Source organism: Mucilaginibacter gossypiicola, assembly GCF_900110105.1.
GTDB classification, from domain to species: domain Bacteria; phylum Bacteroidota; class Bacteroidia; order Sphingobacteriales; family Sphingobacteriaceae; genus Mucilaginibacter; species Mucilaginibacter gossypiicola.
Genome location: NZ_FOCL01000006.1, coordinates 17,558 through 37,227, shown reverse-complemented (window position 1 = coordinate 37,227; position 19,670 = coordinate 17,558). Strand labels below are relative to the sequence as shown.

18 protein-coding genes are annotated in these 19,670 nt (G+C 43.8%); 11 read left to right on the top strand and 7 right to left on the bottom strand.

From position 1 onward, the window contains the following. The first annotated feature begins 10 nt into the window (after positions 1–10). The 4 genes from BMX50_RS20165 to BMX50_RS20150 all read left to right on the top strand — a co-directional run bounded on the left by BMX50_RS20165 (position 11) and on the right by BMX50_RS20150 (position 3,814). Positions 11–694: a response regulator transcription factor gene (locus tag BMX50_RS20165; RefSeq protein ID WP_091212739.1), complete on the top strand. Its 684-nt coding sequence runs from the start codon at positions 11–13 to the stop codon at positions 692–694. Continuing rightward, positions 695–2,068, top strand: a complete 1,374-nt coding sequence (locus tag BMX50_RS20160) for a HAMP domain-containing sensor histidine kinase (RefSeq protein ID WP_091212737.1) — start codon at positions 695–697, stop codon at positions 2,066–2,068. Between the two features lie 292 nt (positions 2,069–2,360). Then, positions 2,361–2,852 carry a hypothetical protein gene (locus BMX50_RS20155; RefSeq protein WP_143065232.1) on the top strand — a complete coding sequence of 164 codons (492 nt, stop codon included), beginning with the start codon at positions 2,361–2,363 and terminating at the stop codon, positions 2,850–2,852. A 29-nt stretch (positions 2,853–2,881) separates the two neighbouring features. Next, a complete protein-coding gene (locus BMX50_RS20150; protein WP_091212732.1) occupies positions 2,882–3,814 on the top strand; it encodes a bestrophin family protein in 933 nt (310 codons plus the stop codon). Positions 3,815–3,856: 42 nt separating this feature from the next. Here the strand turns inward: BMX50_RS20150 and BMX50_RS20145 are convergent, their stop codons facing one another. From BMX50_RS20145 to BMX50_RS20130, 4 genes are all read right to left on the bottom strand, one after another. Beyond that, positions 3,857–4,060, bottom strand: a complete 204-nt coding sequence (locus BMX50_RS20145; protein ID WP_091212729.1) for a helix-hairpin-helix domain-containing protein — start codon at positions 4,058–4,060, stop codon at positions 3,857–3,859. 535 nt (positions 4,061–4,595) lie between these two features. Continuing rightward, positions 4,596–5,549: an acetyl-CoA carboxylase carboxyltransferase subunit alpha gene (locus BMX50_RS20140; RefSeq protein ID WP_091212727.1), complete on the bottom strand. Its 954-nt coding sequence runs from the start codon at positions 5,547–5,549 to the stop codon at positions 4,596–4,598. A 47-nt stretch (positions 5,550–5,596) separates the two neighbouring features. After that, on the bottom strand, positions 5,597–6,064 hold the full coding sequence (locus BMX50_RS20135; protein ID WP_143065231.1) for a hypothetical protein: 468 nt from the start codon (positions 6,062–6,064) through the stop codon (positions 5,597–5,599). A 253-nt stretch (positions 6,065–6,317) separates the two neighbouring features. Then, positions 6,318–8,072: a discoidin domain-containing protein gene (locus tag BMX50_RS20130; RefSeq protein ID WP_091212722.1), complete on the bottom strand. Its 1,755-nt coding sequence runs from the start codon at positions 8,070–8,072 to the stop codon at positions 6,318–6,320. Between the two features lie 185 nt (positions 8,073–8,257). Between BMX50_RS20130 and BMX50_RS20125 the strand changes: the two genes are divergently transcribed. Continuing rightward, complete coding sequence (locus BMX50_RS20125) at positions 8,258–10,342, top strand: beta-galactosidase (protein ID WP_208864753.1); 2,085 nt, start codon at positions 8,258–8,260, stop codon at positions 10,340–10,342. A gap of 170 nt (positions 10,343–10,512) precedes the next feature. Further along, positions 10,513–11,619, top strand: coding sequence for an acyltransferase family protein (locus BMX50_RS20120; RefSeq protein ID WP_091212719.1), 1,107 nt, complete (start codon positions 10,513–10,515; stop codon positions 11,617–11,619). On the opposite strand, the gene BMX50_RS20115 is transcribed toward BMX50_RS20120, so the two are convergent. Together BMX50_RS20115 and tnpA are read right to left on the bottom strand one after the other, a co-directional pair. Continuing rightward, on the bottom strand, positions 11,620–11,988 hold the full coding sequence (locus tag BMX50_RS20115) for a hypothetical protein (protein WP_091212717.1): 369 nt from the start codon (positions 11,986–11,988) through the stop codon (positions 11,620–11,622). Positions 11,989–12,342: 354 nt separating this feature from the next. Continuing rightward, positions 12,343–12,804, bottom strand: a complete 462-nt coding sequence (gene tnpA / locus BMX50_RS20110; RefSeq protein WP_091212714.1) for an IS200/IS605 family transposase — start codon at positions 12,802–12,804, stop codon at positions 12,343–12,345. A gap of 106 nt (positions 12,805–12,910) precedes the next feature. Between tnpA and BMX50_RS20105 the strand changes: the two genes are divergently transcribed. Genes BMX50_RS20105 through BMX50_RS20095 form a run of 3 tightly spaced genes read left to right on the top strand, consistent with a single transcriptional unit; the run spans position 12,911 to position 15,001 of the window. Further along, positions 12,911–13,477 carry a pentapeptide repeat-containing protein gene (locus BMX50_RS20105; RefSeq protein WP_091212710.1) on the top strand — a complete coding sequence of 189 codons (567 nt, stop codon included), beginning with the start codon at positions 12,911–12,913 and terminating at the stop codon, positions 13,475–13,477. Positions 13,478–13,520: 43 nt separating this feature from the next. Continuing rightward, positions 13,521–14,246 (top strand): M23 family metallopeptidase, encoded by a 726-nt coding sequence (locus tag BMX50_RS20100; protein ID WP_167668034.1) that lies wholly within the window; start codon positions 13,521–13,523, stop codon positions 14,244–14,246. Beyond that, entirely contained in the window at positions 14,243–15,001 is a 759-nt protein-coding gene (locus tag BMX50_RS20095; protein ID WP_208864752.1) for a DUF4846 domain-containing protein, read from the top strand. Before BMX50_RS20100 ends, BMX50_RS20095 begins: the two co-directional genes overlap by 4 nt. A gap of 1,040 nt (positions 15,002–16,041) precedes the next feature. Here the strand turns inward: BMX50_RS20095 and BMX50_RS20085 are convergent. Further along, on the bottom strand, positions 16,042–17,061 hold the full coding sequence (locus tag BMX50_RS20085) for an aldo/keto reductase (RefSeq protein ID WP_091212697.1): 1,020 nt from the start codon (positions 17,059–17,061) through the stop codon (positions 16,042–16,044). A 305-nt stretch (positions 17,062–17,366) separates the two neighbouring features. Here BMX50_RS20085 and BMX50_RS20080 point away from each other — a divergent pair, with 305 nt between their 5' ends. Next, a complete protein-coding gene (locus BMX50_RS20080) occupies positions 17,367–17,693 on the top strand; it encodes a hypothetical protein (RefSeq protein ID WP_091212691.1) in 327 nt (108 codons plus the stop codon). Between the two features lie 63 nt (positions 17,694–17,756). Then, positions 17,757–19,367: a mechanosensitive ion channel family protein gene (locus BMX50_RS20075; RefSeq protein WP_091212687.1), complete on the top strand. Its 1,611-nt coding sequence runs from the start codon at positions 17,757–17,759 to the stop codon at positions 19,365–19,367. Positions 19,368–19,670 lie beyond the last annotated feature (303 nt).

The following is a 19,670-nucleotide window of genomic DNA, read 5'->3' as shown; positions in this document are numbered from 1 at the left end:
ATTTGCCACAATGAAGATCCTCCTCATAGAAGATGAAGCGAAACTGGTATCCATTATCCAGCGCGACCTTACTGCCGAAGGCCACGAAATAAGTGTTGCCCTTGATGGTACAACCGGGCTGGACATGGCCATTAAAATGGATTTTCAATTGATCATTCTGGATATTATGCTGCCCGGCATCAATGGCATTGAGGTTTGTCGCCGCTTACGGCAAGCCAACCAAAACGCTGCCATATTAATGCTTACCGCACTCGGTACTACCGAAAACGTGGTAGTAGGCCTTGACAGCGGGGCCGACGACTACATGGTTAAACCTTTTAGCCTGGCCGAACTTAACGCACGCATCCGGACATTAGCCCGTCGCAATTCAAATCTTACACAACCGGCAAACGTAATCCAAATTGCCGACCTGGTAATTAACGGCGACGAAAAATCAGTTAAGCGCGGCGATAAGATCATCGATCTTACAGCTACCGAATACCGCCTGCTGGAGTTTCTGGCCAAAAATAAAAACCATATGCTTAGTCGCATTGAGATATTGGAGCATGTTTGGAACATTGATTTTAATATGGGTACCAATGTGGTTGATGTGTATATCAACTACCTGCGCAAAAAGGTGGATAAGGATTTTGACAACAAGCTTATCCACACGGTTATAGGCATGGGCTATATTTTAAAAAACAACGCAGCCTAAATGAGTATCCAGAAAAAAGTTGCGCTGCTGTTCCTGGCCTTAACGGTATCGGTAATATTATTATTTAGCGGCGCTATTTTTTATTTTGTACACCAGTTTACCTTCGATGATTTTTTTAAACGCCTGGAAACAAGGGTAAACATATCCTCACAGATTCATCACCTTAATGATCGCGACAGCCTTGGCATGTACAGGGAAATCCGCCAGCGCTATCTTGAACGCCTCATTGCCGAAAAGCAATATATTATTAAACCGGAGGTTTATACAAAAGGCAAAACTGTAAAAGGTGTTCCGCGCCAACTGATAGATAATATCCTTGCCAACGGAAAATCAAGATTTAAGGCCAACAATGTATTTTATGCCGGCAATATATTTCACTTTCCCGAAGGTGACGCTATTATTGTAGTTTCGGCAACCAATCCTTCGGGCCTTAGTGAGCTTAATGACCTTGAACAGGTATTGATTGTTAGTTTCCTGATTTCGATATTAATTGTTTACCTCATTGGCCGCCGTTTTTCATACCATACCTTTAAGCCGGTACGTAACATCATTAAAAAGGTAAACACCATTACGGCCAGTAACCTGCACCTGCGTTTGGAAGATTACAGCGGGAAAGACGAAATAGCCGAGCTTACCCAAACCTTTAATAATATGCTCGACAGGCTGGAAACCGCCTTTGAAACGCAGAACAACTTTATCAGCAACGCCTCGCATGAGCTGCGTACGCCGCTGGCCATTATTAAAGGAGAGGCCGAGCTTTCACTCAAAAACATAGACCAACCCGGTGCCGATCTTCATAAAAACCTACAGGAAATATTAACCGGCACTCAAAGTCTGCAGGATATTATTACCAGTCTGCTCGGGCTGGCGCAAAGCGGTTTCGACGGCAAAAAGCAAAACTGGGAACAGATCCGCGCCGATGAAATGGCGTTTATGGTTAAAGAGGCTGTTGATCACATCAACCCGGCCAACCAGCTCAGCATTGATTTTTCGTCACTACCCGATGATGTGGATAGCCTGGTAACACAGGGAAACATCAACCTGCTTAAACTGGCTATAAGTAACATAGGCCTCAATGCCTGTAAATACTCCGAGAACAAGCCCGTAGTACTTAAAGTATATGCCGAAAACAACAGCATCATTTTTAGTGTGAAAGACCAGGGCATTGGTATCCCTGAAAGTGATGTTCAGCATATTTTCGAGCCATTTTTTCGCGCCTCAAACACGGGTAAATACCAGGGGCATGGTGTAGGGCTTCCGCTGGCACTGAACATTGTGAGACTGCATAAGGGTAATATCGGCATTATCTCCAAAGAGGGCGAAGGCACCGAGATCAGGGTGATGCTGCCGATTTATGAGGTGGAGAAAAATTAAATATTTTTATACTTTTGCCGCCTGCAGAAGTATGCACTTAGAAGCCTTCTACAACCCGTCATTGCGGGGCACAAAGCAATCGCGAACTTTACAGGGGGATCTGCATAGCTGCTCTGCTAATCGGGGATTGCTTCATACCTCGCAATGACGTGGTGGTGATGTCCCTTTCTTTCACCCCGACAAGAAAAACACCAATTCTAATCACATTCTAATTTCTTTCTTAAACCGCTTTAATGCCTGGTACCTACTATTGTATCAACAAACAGTAGTATTCACAAAAAAAGGTATCATCATGAAAACATTAAACATCATTATCCCGTCTGATTTCGCCTTATCATCATTAAACATTATACCTGTTTTAGCAGAGCGGTATCCAAAGCAAAAACTAAATATCTCGCTCGTTCATTTTCTGCAACTATCCGACTCCATATCCGACCTGTTATTATTATCACGCAGAAGCAGGGAATACCAGCTCATCAGCGATGAATTTTATGCCGGTTGTACCATGCTGAAAAATGATTATGAGGATCAGATTGAAAACATTACACCCGACTTTTTTTACGGCAACACAGTAGCGGTATTTAAAAACTATCTTGAAGAGAGAGAGACAGACCTGATTGCCATGCCCGAAAACCATAACTATGCCCGGTTAACACCTAACAGTTTTGACCCAAGCATACTGATGCAACGAAGCGGGTATAAAATAGTAACCCTTAAAGCCGAGGTTAAACAATCATTAACAGTGGTTAAAGCCGAAGTCGAACACGAGTTGCTGGAAGTTTAATATTTATCAATTTATTTAAAAGACTATCTATGTTATTAAAAGAAAATATCCCGGTAAAATACGTGGTGGGAAAAATTAAGAACGAGCTTTTACTGGTTGCCGGGTATGCCGTATCAATAGCCTTGTTCCACCGTTTTTTTCCCGAATACAGGATCTCAATTCCAATTGCTGTACCGGCCATATTGGCAACCATCATATCGTTGTTGCTGGCATTCCGGTCAAACCAGGCTTATGATCGCTGGTGGGAAGCACGAAGCATTTGGGGAGCAATAGTTAACGATTCAAGATCGTTAACCCGCGAACTGATCACTTTTTTGGATGGCGATAACGCGGCTTGCGAAGAAATAGAAGGTTTCAAAAAACGGTTTGTTCACCGCCAGATTGCCTGGTGCTACGGCTTAAGCCAATCGTTACGTAAACAGGACCCATATGCAAAGAACGCTCATTTATTAGTTGACGAAGAAGTGAAGTTTACCCATCGTTTTAACAACATGCCTAACAGCTTGTTAAAGCTGCACGGGCTCGATCTGAAACTGGCTTATAAAAACGGATGGCTTAATGATTACCAGCAGGTACAAATAGATGGTACGCTTACCCGGTTGTGCGATGCCATGGGTAAATGCGAGCGGATCAAGAACACCGTATTCCCGGTTACTTACAGCTTGTACATTCATTTTTGTTTGTACCTGTTCATTATACTGTTGCCATTTGGTTTGATCGAGTTCTTCGGCATGTTTGAAGTGCCTTTGATCATAGCCATAGCAGCTGCATTTTTACTGGTAGAAAAAATGGCTATCCACCTGCAGGACCCGTTTGAAAACAAACCAACAGACACCCCAACAACTGCCATATCGCAAACCATTGAACGCGATTTAAAGCAGATGCTTAACGATAAACATGAGAGTGAAAAGGCAGCAGTACAACCTGCCGCCGCTAAAGCCGACGTATATTATATACTGTAAGCTTTACACCCCTGTGCGGGAAGGCACAGGGGTTCACTTATTTTATTCTTTGAAGCCTAAACCTTCTTCTTTCATCTTCTCCTTCACTATCGGCACCGAGCTTTTGCCAACGCCATGCAAATGCAAAAACTCCCTCTCGGTAAGTTTTGACAATTCAAGTAATGATGTGATACCCGCATTGGCCAATGCGCGCCGGGCAGGGTTACCCAATTTGCCAAAAGGGCTGGCTGGTTCTTCAGTCTTCATAATGAATGGTTTTATTGATGATCAAATTTACCCTCAAATTAACTTTTATGTAAGGGGCATTTGCGACTATTATGAGGTGTGATAAAACGCATGTCATTCTTTCTTGCACTCGTTTGAACACACAAGTGCAGAGAAGAGGAAATGGCCTGAAAAAACAAATAAAAACCATGTCATTGCAAGCGCAGCGTGGCAATCGCATGCTATGCAGGGCGGCCAAACCTCCGTGCGATTGCTTCGTGCCTTATAATGACGTGGCCGTAAGTTATTGATTATTAATTGTGTTTTTTAGGTAGATTTATAATATGGGCGTTGCCTACGGCCCGGGCTGTATGCTCATACTGCACAGGCCTTAGCCACAGGCCGGTATCCGCTCCCATCCCTAACGCGGCCCAGCGCACCATCTCTAAAAATATCTTGCACGTCATTACGATTTTTTCCGGGGTTTCCCTGGTGGATACTCGCAATGACATGGTTTTAATACAAACAGCAAGAGCCGCCTTTTAGGGCAGCTCTTGCTATCAAAATGGGATACCTTTTATTCATTAACCACACCCATTGAGCAAAACTTGTCAATTCGCTCGGCTACAAGCTCATCGATATTACGCTCTTTGAGGGTTTTAAGGTCTTTTAGTAATTGTTTTTTCAGGATACCGGCCATAGCAACAGGATCCTGGTGTGCACCGCCAAGTGGTTCTTTAATCACACCGTCAATCAGCTTGTTCTTCAACATCTCTGTCGAGGTAAGTTTAAGTACTTCGGCTGCACGCTCCTTGTTTTCCCAGGTTTTCCAAAGGATGGTTGAGCAGTTTTCGGGCGAGATCACCGAATACCATGAGTTATCCAGCATCAATACCCTATCGCCAATACCAATACCCAACGCACCACCCGATGCTCCTTCGCCAATGATAACGCAAATCACGGGCACTTTAAGCACCGACATTTCGAGCAAATTGCGGGCAATTGCTTCACCCTGGCCGCGTTCTTCGGCCTCTAAGCCTGGATATGCTCCCGGAGTATCTATAAGGGTAACAATTGGCTTATTAAATTTCTCAGCCATTTTCATTAGCCTTAAAGCTTTGCGATAGCCTTCAGGATTGGCCATACCGAAGTTGCGGTACTGACGTTCTTTAGTGTTACGGCCTTTCTGGTGACCGATAAACATAACGGTTTGGCCATTCAATGTGCCGAAACCGCCAATGATGGCTTTATCATCGCCTACGGTACGGTCGCCATGCAGTTCAATAAAATCATCGCACATCAGTTCGATATACTGCAAGGTATACGGTCTTTCGGGGTGACGTGAAATTTGTACTTTTTGCCAGCCTGTTAGGTTGTTGTATATATCTTTTTTGGCATCTTCCAGCTTTCCTTCCAGCTCGGCAACGGTTGCCGACATGTCGAGTTTGTTTTTTTCCTCAACCTGTTTTACCTTCTCTATCTGCTGCTGTAGCTCAGCCAGTGGTTTTTCAAAATCAAACGTAATCTTCATACACTTTATTTGGAGGCGCTAAATTAAGCAAATCAAATGGTATATTTTCAATTATGAGCAGCGAGTGTTTCCAACTTGGTGATTTGCTGTGGCGCAAGGGCATTCCCCGTACCTAAACAGGCCTGTAAAATGGCGTTGCGAAGCTCGCCGTAATATAACCCCGAGCGGTTGGAGTAAAAGATGATACTACCATTATCCGTCCCTTTTTTCATCAATTTATCAAGCGTAGTTTCATTGGTGACTATAAAATTGCCCATCTCTACCCGTTTGCGGTGCAGTTCGGCAGCAATAGCAGTTATTTTGGTAACCTGTACAGGGCTCAAACTAAGTTCTTTTTTAAACTTCAGTGCAGCATCGGGCATGGGGTAATGGTTAAGCCGGGCTACCTGCTCAATATCGTCAAACAAATATTCACCGCTGATCAATTGGGTAAACTGTTTATCGCTTAGTGTTTTTACCGGCGATTTTTTCAGGGTGCTGTCGGCCTGCTGGGCTTTGGCAGCGATGCTGAGCATTAGGATTATGAGGAGGGGGAGGATGTTTTTTAGCATCGGGGGAGTTAATGTCTTATGTTGAAGGTTATTCGAATAACGCTAAATTTAGCAATAATTTTATATGGCGCATAGTTTACTCACCCGGCCTGCGCTACGCTGGACCACCCTCTTTATCCTGCGGATAAAGAGGGTAAGAAAAAACATAAATTAAAACCCCTCTTTACGCTTGCGTAGAGAGGGGTGACAAGCGCAGCGATGTCGGGGTGAGTCAACACTACTCCACCTTCACAACTTTCGTTCTCGCCGAAATACCGTTTTCATTAAACGCCTCTATCTGAAAATAGTATGGCAGGCTTTTATCCATCCCATTAAAATAGTATTCATTTTTACCGTAAATCATCATACTGTTGTACAACTTATCTGGTGCTATTCCGAAATAAACGGTGTAGCCGGTGGCATTGTCGTTTGGTTTCCACTTAAGCCAGGCGTTACGGCGTTCGCTATCGCCACGCAGCACAATGAGGTTTTGCACGGTATCGGGTTTTGCACCGGCTCCTTTGCCAAATACCCTTAAGCCGGATAGTGCGAATTTGCCCGTAGGCATATGCAGGTTCACCATTTTTATATAGCGGGCTTTGGCTGGGGTTTTTAGTTCGATGTAATCGTGCGGTACATCTTTATGGTTTTTACTTTTGTCGATAACCGGCTGCCATGTTTTGCCGTTGAGCGATGAGTAGATGATGTACTGGTGGTACACGCCTAACGATTTACCCATAAAACCGGCATCCTGATCGGCATAGTTTATTTGGACGGCATTTATGGTGCTGATCTCACCCAGGTCGGTTTTGAGCCACTCGCCTTTGTTGGCTGTTTTTGCGCTCCAGTAGGTTTTGATATCCTCATCAACAGCATTGTTAGCCGCATAAGCGCCAAGGGTTGATGAAACCTCTACGGGTTTATTGTAGTTTAGGATCATCCAACCGGTAAAATTGCTTTTCAGGTGGTCTTCCGGGCCGTTGGATAAATAATGTGGATAATCACCGTAGGAAGTATTGCTGTACAGTACGCCGTCCTGGTCAAACCCCGCTGGCCAGAAACCGATGCGGCGCTCGAAATTATTTTTTACCGAGATCCCCATCGTGCTGATATGCCAGTAATTGCCATATTTATCGGCCCATGTAGCACCATGACCTGCACCTTTGGCAAAACCACCGGGTTTGTACGAGAATGGGTTATGCTTTTGATAAGTAAAAGGCCCAAGCGGATGATCCCCTACAAAAACGCCATCGCCATAGCCGCTTTGCTCGGTACCGGGAGCGCCAAATTGCAGGTAGTATTTGCCTTTATACTTGTTCATCCACGAACCTTCAATAAAGGGCAGCAGGAAAACGTTATCATTATGTTCGCCAAAACGTTCCCAGCCATGCTCCTCCGGGTTAAGCTTAACCATTTCTTTTTTAGGGCCGATAGGTTCAAAAGTATGCCTGTCAATCTCCTGTCCGTACAGCGGCAGCGTATTGCTGGAGCCGTGATAAATATAAACCCTGCCGTCGTCATCGGCAAACATACCGGGATCCCAGGCGCCTACTTTAAAATAGTCTTTGGCGGCTTTCCAGTCGTCGCGCGTGGGGTTGGTGCTCATCCACAGGGTAAAATCTTTATTATAGGTAGATCCGATCACCAGCAGGGTATCGCCCAAAACCAATGTAGCGGGAGCACAAAGTTCATCGCCTTTCACCTCGTTATACGGGCGGACAAATTTGCGGTAAACAAAGTTCCAGTTCAGCATATCATCGCTCCACCAGTAACCGAATTGATTGGTTGAGAACAGGTAGTATTTACCCTTAAACAAAGTCATGGTTGGGTCGGCAGTAGCGCGGTGTTTACCCCAGCCTGCAAATGTTTCGAAGGGGGTGTAACCATAATCGAGGTTAAGCGGGTTACAATAAGTAAGGCGCCTTTGTTGCGCATGGGCGCTCATCGCGCAGCAAAACATCAGGACAAGCAGGTAACGGATAACTGTTTTCATAAGGAAATACTAACAGGTTATAATGGTATTACAACAGGGGGCTAATATCAGTTTTTAAACAGCAATAAAAGTTTTGTGTACTACTACATCTGTTTCACATTATAAAATATTTTTTAATGTGTGTTAAAAATACAATTAATTCGTACTTTCATCAGCACAAGCCAATTACCCTAAATATCGCTGTTATGGATAAGAAATACCTGCTGCTCTTCGTCACGCAACTGCTTTTTGCTGCATCTGCCTTTGCTCAATATCCTAAAATGGATAAGTTGCTTTATGGCGTGGCTTATTATGACGAGTACATGCCTTACGAAAGGCTGGACAAGGATGTGCAAATGATGAAAGCCTGCGGCATTAACGTGGTACGCATTGCCGAATCAACCTGGAGCACCGAAGAACCGCAGGATGGTGTTTTCGATTTCACCCATATTGACAGGGTGCTTAACGCCATGCAGAAAGCGGGGATCCATGTTATCATCGGTACACCAACTTATGCCGTACCTACATGGATGGTAAAAAAGCACCCAGAAATTTTAGCTATTACCCCATCGGGTCAAAACCAGTATGGGCCAAGGCAAAATATGGACATCACTAACAAAGATTATCGTTTTTATGCAGAACGTGTTATCCGCAAGATAATGGAGCATGTGAAGGACAACAACGCAGTGATAGGATATCAGGTTGACAACGAAACCAAATCATACGGTACGGCAGGACCAAACGTGCAGGCCTTATTTGTTAACTACATGAAGGCAAAGTATAAAACACTGGATAATATTAACCACATTTTTGGGCTCGATTACTGGAGCAACCGCATCAATAACTGGGACGATTTTCCGTCGATGGTTAATACGATTAATGGTAGTCTTTCGTCGGAGTTTGCGAAATTTCAACGCCAGCTGGTTACCGATTACTTAGCATGGCAGGCCGCCATAGTGCGCGAATACAAACGGCCCGACCAGTTCATCACCCAAAACTTCGATTTGGAATGGCACGGCTATTCGTTCGGCATCCAGCCGGATGTTGACCACTTTGCGGCAGCTAAAGCGTTGGATATTGCCGGCATAGATATTTATCACCCCAGCCAGGATAAGCTTACCGGTGTCGAAATTTCTTTCGGCGGCGATGTGGCCCGCTCTATGAAAGGCGGTAAGAATTATCTTACTATCGAAACAGAGGCGCAGGGCTTTCCGCAATGGGTACCTTATCCCGGTCAGCTAAGGTTGCAGGCTTTTAGTCACCTGGCATCAGGCGCCAATATGGTGAGCTACTGGCCATGGCATTCTATCCATAATTCGGCCGAAACTTACTGGAAAGGTTTGCTAAGCCATGATTTTGAACCAAACCCGGTTTATGACGAAGCCAAAACCATCGGCAAAGATTTCGACAGGTTAAGCAGCAAGCTCATCAACCTGAAAAAGAAAAACGATGTAGCCATCCTGTTCAGCAACGAAGCCCTTACCGGTTTTAAAGCTTTTGGCTTTGGCTGGGGAACACGAACCGGCTATAACGATGTATTGCGCCAGTTTTACGATGGCCTGTACCACATGAACGTGGGCTGCGATTTTGTGGATCCGACAAGTAAAAACATTGAAAATTATAAACTGCTGGTAGTCCCTTTGCTGTATGCAGCACCAGATAGTTTGCTGAAACGCCTTAATGCCTATGTTAAAAACGGCGGGCATATCATTTATACATTCAAAAGCGGTTTTGCCGATGAAAACGTAAAGGTGCGCACCACGCATCAGCCGGGCATTATTGACGAAGCTTGTGGTATTTACTACAGCCAGTTCACCGAACCAGGCAATACCTCATTAAAAGCCGACGACTGGAACCTGAAACCCGAAGATAAAAGGCTAAACACCTGGATGGAGCTCATTACTCCAACCACAGCCAAAGTATTGGCCCATTACGATCATCCGGTTTGGGGCAAATACGCTGCTATCACCCAAAACAAATATGGTAAAGGTGTAGCTACCTATATAGGCACGCTCACCACCAGCGCCGTTACCGATAAACTACTCGCCGATGAGGTAAAATCCATTGGCTTATGGGGAGCCGATCAGCAGGTAGCCTGGCCGGTTATTACCAAACAAGGGGTAAACCAGGGAGGCAAAACGGTACATTATTACTTCAATTATTCGGCTAACGAAACCAGCCTCACCTACCCTTACGGCAATGGTAAAGAATTGTTATCGGGTGATAACGTTAGTAAAAATGCCAGTTTAAAGCTGGAACCATGGGGTATTAAGATCATAGAAGTAAACTAATAACCGCAAGGAAAACAAGTTATATAAAGCCTGAAGCTAATTAATAATCAACTTATTAGCTTTAGGCTTTTTGCATTCTGCTTTCAGCCTTCTTATTTGTGTTATCTTTTTTACATTTTTAGGCTCTCTGAAATAATTGACGAGAGGAACAATTTACCACAAGTGCGGGCATGTTAAAATTAAGATATATTGATGCTTTAAGAGGTTTGGCCATTTTAGCAGTTGTAATTACCCATACTTCGCAGTTTGGTAACAATACAATGTTGCCGGCTATGCTTGTTCATGCAATAAGCCGCGGTATAAACGGAGTGCAGCTATTTTTCTTTGTGAGTGCATTCACGCTGTTTCTTTCGGTGAATGCGAGACATGGAAAGGAAAAATACTTTACGGGCAATTTTTTTATCCGTCGTTTTTTCAGGATTGCCCCAATGTATTACATCGCTATAATTTATTACCTATGGCAGGACGGCTTTGGTCCGCGTTTTTGGTTAGGTGATGCATTGGGTGTAACAATAGGCAATATTACCGGCAATGTATTTTTTATACACGGGTTTAATGCTTATTGGATAAATAGCCTTGTGCCTGGTGGCTGGTCAATTGCTGTCGAGATGCTTTTTTATCTCACCATCCCTTTTTTATTTTATAAAATCAAAAACACCCAGCAAGCCACGGTATTCTTTCTTTTAACACTTGTTCTTCGTTTTGTGCTCGATATCATACTGCGCCGCTTCCACCTGATGCAAAATGATATGCTGTGGTATAACTATCTTTATTTTTATCTGCCGTCACAGTTGCCTGTATTTGCATTGGGCATACTATTTTATTTTATCATTAAAGATAATTACCAGCCCAAGGTTAAGCCCTATGCTATACTGATTGCTGCAGTGTTTTTACTAACACAATATCTGGGTGTAGTGCTTCTTCCTGATCATGTATTTTGTACCATCGCGTTTTTTGTGCTGGCACTTGCATTAAGCAGGCACGAATACAAAATTTTGGTTAACCGCTTTACTGCCTATGCCGGCAAAATAAGTTTCAGCATGTATTTAAGCCATTTTGCTGTACTGCATTGGCTAACGCGCTTTCATATAATTGACTATTTGCCGGTTCAAAGCCCAGCCGGCGCCGTTGCTAATTACACCATAAGACTAATAATAGTACTATCGGCCAGCATGCTTATTTCCACATTTTTACATCACTTTATTGAGCTGCCTGCTCAAAAATTTGGCTACCGCATTATCAAAGAGCGCGAAGCTAATAGTCAGCATCATGCCTGATTATGAATTTATATGCCTCTTTCTCTGTAATATGATCAACATGATCAATCCAACCAGGCTAAACGCTCCCAATATCCAGTATCCGGCCGATTGCGAAGGGTTTACCATTTTTTGATCTGCGTTCTGTTTTATACTGGCGTCGCCGCTGGGAACGCTGGCTTTATCGCTATCCTGCAGGGTGCCAGTCCCGGTACCGGATACCGTAGCCGTACCGGGCGCTCCCTGACTGGATCCATTTCCGGCTCCCGCCCCGTTGGCCTTTGTAGTTAATGATGAGGTATCTTGTGATGACTGTGCCAATACCGGTGCAGCAGCTCCGAGCGTTAATCCCAGTAACATCATGGCCAGTTTTATTTTTAATGCTTTCATAGCTTATAGTTTTGATGCAGGGTAGTTAAAACAATAGCTGTGCCAGTGATGGAGAATAATTTTATTAAAATGCAATGATGAGCTGTAGCGTCGATGAGAACAGCGGGAGTTGCGTACCTACGGCACGCTAAAATTAAATTCACATTATTCTACAAACCTTTTGCACCTACGGCGCAATTATCAAAGTTTTAGCTTATTGACATTACCATCGGAAGCCGTTGCAAGCATTAGGTTTATTCCCGTTCAATAGCTAAAAAGTAAACTGGAATATCTGTCCCATCGGGACAACAGGTTTGTAGCAACACATAAAGCAACTATCTTAGAGCTCCTTAGGAGCTCCACTTGTAAAACATTCTATTCCGGTAGTTTAAAAATGTATCGTTCATCAAACTCTATATTAAAATCCTTTAATATCTGTTGATACTCATCTAAAAATGTTTTCTTTCTATGATGCTCTTGCTGACTTGCAATATAATGTACAACTTTCTCTACCTGTGATCTGCTATGGCTAAAAGCACCATACCCCTGCTGCCATTGAAATTTACTGCGTGTTAATCCTTCTCTATTGATCCATTCAGAAGAATCACTTTTGACTACTCTTATTAAATCAGAGATTGCCTGATTAGGATTTAATCCAACAAATAAATGCAGATGATCTGGCATATTATTAATAGCAATCAATTTATGTTCTTGTTTCTGAACAATAGAAGTTATATACTGCCGCAACCTTTCTCCCCATGTTTCATCGATTAAAGATGCACGATATTTTACGGCGAATACAAAGTGGATATATAATTGGGTATAAGTATTTCCCATATTTTTGATAAGGTTAATTAGTTAAGTTAAAGACTTAAACATACATTTTTTCTACCAACCGGCCTCTCTTTCGCACATAATCCTGTTAAACTTTACATTTGTTACTATGCAAACCCTACTCTACGAAGACCAAACTTTCACCAAAATAACCAGCGGTCAACTTACCGGCACCGCTTACGAAAACTGCAAATTCATCGGCTGCGATTTTTCTCATGCCCAGTTAGCAGGCATCACCTTTGTTGATTGCCAGTTTGATACCTGCAACCTGCTCCTTGCAGAGTTAGGTAATACCGGCCTGCAAAACATCCGCTTTAAACACTGCAAAATAAGCGGCGTAAACTTTGGCAAAGCCAACGACTTTTTGTTTGAGGTACATTTTGAGGATTGCATTTTAGATAATGCCGTATTTTACAAAAAGAAAAATAAGAAAGCCTCTTACACCGATTGCTCGATGATTGAAACCGACCTTACCGAAGCCGATCTGAGCGATTGTAAATTCAATAACTGCAATCTTAAAAATGCATTCTTCAGTCGCACCGTTCTAAAAAATGCCGACCTGAGTACTTCTTACAACTTCATCATCGACCCCGATGATAACATCATTAAAAAGGCAAAGTTTTCGCTTCATGGTTTACCGGGGTTGCTTGCCAAATATGATATCCGCATAGGATAATATTTTGACGACTTATTAGTTAATGTTATTGATTATAAACCTTATGCAAAAACTTATCCTGCTTTTTTCTTTCTTATTAATAAGCACCGGGGCCTTAGCACAGGCCGATACCTCTGCTTTTGCCAAATTCAATGATTTTAATAACGCCGTACTAAACGGAGGAATAAAAAAGGCCGAAGCACAAAAGCAATTTGAAAGCTTATTAAAATACATCAGCTTTCGTGAAAAGGTGAGAAATGAAGGCATACTTCCTAAAGGTAACTGGGTGTTTCCGCTTAAAGGCTATAAAAGCAATGCCATAGGTGGTAGCCATGGCAATGGCTACTTTGATAAGGGTTACCGATACCTCGATGGCAACAAACATGGCGCACATCCCGCACATGATATTTTCATCAATGACAAAAATCAGGATTGTATGGATGACCATACCGGTAAACCAGTTGATGTTGTTAGTGTTGACGACGGTTGGGTTGTAGCATGTACCAACCAATGGGAACCTCACAGCAATATGCGCGGTGGCAAATTCATCTGGATCTACCACCCGGCAAGTAACGTATTCACCTACTATGCCCATAACAACCAGATTTTTGTAATTCCTGGCGAACAGGTTAAACAAGGTCAAAAAATAGCCGAGGTTGGCAGAACAGGTTATAATGCTTATAAAAAACGCTCGCCAACACACCTGCATTTTTCGGAGTTTAAATTGGTGGATGACATCCCTGTACCTTTCAATCCTTACGAACAGTTAAAGAAAGCTAAGACATTATGAAAATCCTGATCGCTTGCCTGCTGTTGCTTTTGAATACAAATATTATCCCACCTGATAATGTTGTTAAAAGATTTGCAGTGCCGACAGGTTATCATCGTATAACAACCGCACCCGGTAGTTTCGGGGCATGGTTACAGGCATTGCCGTTGAAACCGGCGGGTACGCCAACTAAAACCTATAAAGGCGATATTGCCCGTACCGATGTTTACACCGCAGCGGTTATTGATATGAGTGTAGGTAACCAGGACCTGCAGCAATGCGCCGATGCCGTAATGCGTTTACGTGGCGAATACCTTTTTCAGCAAAAAAAGTACAGTGAAATTTCATTCAACTTCACCAGCGGTTTTAAATGCGATTATGAGCATTATGCCAAAGGCTATCGTTACAAAAATGATCATTGGGTATTAAAATCCAAACCCGATTATTCGTACAAGACGTTTTTAAACTACATGAACCTGGTGTTCAGCTATGCCGGCACACTATCTCTTCAAAAAGAATTAAAAACAGTAACCGACCCCAACAACGTAAAACCGGGGGATGTATTTATCCGTGGCGGCTCGCCGGGGCATTGTTTCATCGTGCTCGATGTTGTGGAAAATGCTGCTCATCAGAAACAGTTTTTGCTGGCGCAGAGTTTTATGCCGGCACAAAATATCCAGGTGCTTCAATACAGCTCGCCCTGGTTTGCTATGGACCAGCACAGTGGTATCCTGTATGGCGAACTGATCAGCAAAAATTACCTGAAGCAGTTTTAGGTGAAATATTAGCTAATAAATCTCACACACGCGTCATTGCTATAAAGAAACGAAAAGTCTTGCCATGCTGAATGAGAGAAAATCGGGATCTATAAAGGTGAGATGAAATTTGGTGTGGAGAGGCTGTCACCCTGAGTAGGAAAAAATCGAGATCTGTGAAAGAGGAATGACATCTCCACCACGTCATTGCGAGGAACGAAGCAATCCCCTACTGGCAGGTAACGCGTTTAGAGGTATCAAACTTGCATCGTCGCGCTCTTGGCCGCGCGGGGCCAGGTACTTTTGTCTTGATACAAAAGTACCCAAAAAATCAAGTCAGCAGGGAGGCTTCTTTGCGCTGCCCTTCCCGCTGCCCGTCGCGCGGGCTTTTGCCCTGCAAAACGGTCAGAACCACGGGCTGCAATTATTTTGCCCCGCTTCGCGCGCGCTTTCCCAACGCTGCTGCAAAAACTTGCTATGCCCCGTCCTTCGCTCCTGGCCACCATTGTTCTGTCCGTTTTCACCCGAAGCTTTCCTGCTGACGGGAAACACACTTTTTTAACATGTCATGGGTAGCCTGTCGAAGGGTCGCGCGCAGAGGCGCTACCCGCTATGCTTCGACTGGCTCAGCATGACACCCATTTTTTAGTCATGTCATGGGTAGGAACGAAGCATCTTCTTCGCTCTGTATTGCGGCTCTGCATATCGAAGAAAATCCTTACGCCATGCTGATTCGCTGTTCTGACCCCTTGTATATGTTTAGAACGTGGTGAACCTCAGGGTCCTCTCCGAGAGACCCTGAGGGGACATAGAGAAAATCGGGATCTATAAAGGTGAGATGACATTTGGTGTGGAGGGGCTGTCACCCTGAGCCTGTCGAAGGGTCGCGCGCAGAGGCCCTACCCGCTATGCTTCGACTGGCTCAGCATGACACCCATTTTTTAGTCATGTCATGGGTAGGTACGAAGCATCTTCTTCGCTCTGTATTGCGGCTCTGCATATCGAAGAAGATCCTTCGCTATCGCTCAGGATGACAAAACTTATGCTATTCAAGTCAATAACTACCTTTTTTCAACCCTATCATAAAATCCGCCAAAGCTGTTCATTTTCACAGCATCTTCATTGAAAAAATCGCCGGGAAAACCTAACTCAATAGCACTAACTTCATTGAGCTTTTTAAAATGCTCAGGGGCTAATTTGGTGTCAATGGCTTTGAGGTTATCATTTAGCTGGTCAATTTTGGTTGCACCTACAATAGGTATGCAGCTAAAATCCCTGTCCATCATCCATTGCAGGGCAACATGACTTTCGGATACACCCAATTCTGCCGCTATCTCAACAACGGCTTCGGTAATAGTTTGCGCCCTGTTGTTGCGGCGGTTGCTTTCGGCTTTTACACGCCCCTGCTCGCCACGCAGATATTTGCCGGTTAAAGCACCGCCAGCCAACGGCGCCCATGGGGTAACCGTCATACCGTAGTGTTTTGCCATCGGGATTAGCTCACGCTCGGCAGTGCGTGCCAGCAGGCTGTACTCCACCTGTAAGGCAATGAACTGGCTCCAGCCCATCAGCTCGGCAAGGGTATTCCCTTTTGATACTATCCAGGCAGGTGTATCGCTGATAGCAGCATAGGTAACTTTACCTTGTTTTATCAGGTCGTCCAACCCGCGCAGTACCTCATCAATAGGGGTAATATTATCCCAGATATGCAGGTAAAGCACATCAATAAAATCAGTTTTGAGGCGTTTGAGGCTTTCCTCAACACTTCGCATCATGTTTTTGCGGTTATTGCCTGATGCATTGGGGTTGGTGGTATTATCTTTTAAAGTGTATTTGGTAGCAAGTACAAAATAGTCGCGATCGTGATTACCCAAATATTCGCCGATGATCTTCTCGCTGGTGCCCAATTTATACACGTTTGCGGTATCAATGAAATTGCCGCCGGCATTGGCAAAGGCATCCATTATAGCAAAGCTGGCATCTTTTTCGGCTCCCCAGCCACCTTCGGTACCGAAGCCCATTGCACCCAGGCATAGTTCAGAAACTTTGAGGCCCGAACGGCCTAATAATTTGTAATTCATATGTAGTGATGTTTGGTGTGTTATTACTTAAATGTGTTATTGCGGGTGAAGTGTGACGTTTATAATGATGTAATTGTAATTTGTTGGCTATTGATTATATTTTCCAGAAGCGTTGCTGTTAATTTGGGCGTTCCCGTTAGCTAACGGGTCGGGCTTTCCGTTACAAGTCCTCGCTTTCCCAACCCTATCCCAACACGCGCTCCGGGCTTTACACTGCAATCCCTAACGCTGGCCGGCGCACTATAAATCCAAACAATCCCCAGCTCTGTTTTGTACTATTTAATACATCGCTAATATACCAAATTATGAAAATCATCACCCTCCATACCGATACCAACGTTAACGAGCTATACCTGTTGCTGCACGATAAGCTTAACACCATATTTCATAAAAGGCGGCAAACCGACTTAAACGTAGCAGTTGAACGCAAAGGCGAAACTATTGAAATTTCGTTGCCTTCAACTTATGATAGTGTATTATTCAGCATTGTGATTAATGGCCATGAATTGTGGATAACCCGTAATGAGCACTATGTTGATGATGTAAATTCACTCGCTATTGAGTCGATCATGAACGAACTGTTCGCTGATATATCAGGAGATTTAGGTACCGACCTGGTGCAGGAGGGCTGAAAGCCTTATTAAACGGGTTGAAATGAGCCAAATAATTTTTAGCTTTAACAGAAAAACATCCCTATGCCTAAAATTTATAGCGTGCTCATCCTTTTTCTGTTTGCTGCATTTACCTTACAAGCACAAAAACTTCCCGCTAAAAACGGCGAACCGGTAATTATTAACCGGGATACCTTGTTTAAATTTTATGCACCGCAAGGATTGTTTGACCCAAAAGAGCGCGCCGGGATTGTTACCAAACGCATTGAAGCGTTAATGAGCCGGATAGATTTTAATCCCGATTCGCTAACCCTTAAAAACGATACCTCGATATCGATAATAACCTATAACGGCCAAATGATTATGGGCGTTAATAATACCGATGCCTCTTATTCCGAACTTAACCGGCCTCAACTTGCGGCAAGTTATCTGTCTGTATTAAAAAATAAGCTCGGTAACGTTTTTGAAAGCAATAGCCCCAAACAGCTGATCACCAACGTTCTTGAAGCCGTTGCGGTTATTATATTGCTTATTGTACTGATCTGGATTGTTAATAAAGGCTTTAGGTGGATAAAACTTAAAATTATACAGGGATGGGAAAACCGTGTTAAGAAACTGGCAGAAAAGGGAGCTCCAATAGCCTATGCATCGCGACTGCTCCCGTTTATCAGCGGACTGGTAAATATTGCGCGCCTGTTCATTATCCTGTTGCTGGTTTACCTGGCCTTACCGGTATTGTTTTATATTTTCCCCTCGTCGCAATCTATTGCCACCCAGCTTATCGGCTTTGTGGTCGATCCGCTTAAGAGCATATTGCTGGCCATTGTTCATTTTATACCAAACCTGCTTACTATAACGGTTATCTATCTGGTTACGCGCTACATTGTAAAACTGGTAAAATTCATAGCCACCGAAATCGCTAATGGAGCTATCACCCTAAAAGGTTTTTACCCCGAATGGGCTATCCCAACTTACAACATCGTCCGTGTACTGATGTATGCCTTTATGTTTGTAGTGATATTTCCTTACCTGCCGGGATCACAGTCTAAGGTTTTTCAGGGCGTGACTGTTTTTATTGGTGTACTGTTTTCGCTGGGATCATCTTCGGCAATATCCAATATGGTATCGGGTATTGTGCTTACCTATATGCGCCCTTTTAAAATTGGCGACCGGATAAAAGTGGGCGAAATTATGGGTGATGTAATTGAGAAAAACCTGCTGGTTACCCGGGTACGCACCATTAAAAACGAAGACGTGACTGTACCCAATGCTTCTATTTTAAGCGGCGCTACAGTTAACTATACCTCGTCATCAAAAACTTTAGGGTTGATATTGAACACCAGTGTTACCATTGGTTATGATGCGCCCTGGGAAACCATCCATAACCTCCTTATCAGTGCGGCCGAAGCTACCGATGGGATCCTCGCCAATCCCAAGCCGTTTGTACTGCAAACCGCGTTGAATGATTTTAATGTAAGCTACCAGATCAATGCTTATACCGATCAGCCGGGCAAAATGGCTGTCATTTATTCAAGGCTATACCAAAACATACAGGATAAATTTAATGAAGCCGGCATGGAGATCATGTCGCCGCATTTCACTGCAATACGCGATGGCAGCCATATCCAAATCCCCGAAAATTACGTTGCCGATGGATATAAAAAGCCGGGGTATAAGATAGAGCGGGAAGAGTAATGCAAATTGAATTGCGCTTGGCTTTGTAAACAAGGTATAACAAAGACATCATTGCGACTGTCAACCATGGCAGTCCGGAAAAAATAGTGTGACTTGCAAATATATTTAGGATGTGTGCGAGGGCCGCGTTAGGGATTGCAGTGGAAAGCCCACAGCGAGCACCGGGTTTGAGTGCGGGCATAGCGAGGACTTGCAACGGAAAGCCTGGGCCGCAGGCAACGCCCACGTTAGCAAATTAATTAAAAACCTTTTATTAATCAACAACTTACAACCACGTCATTAATAAACCGCGAAACCATTCCA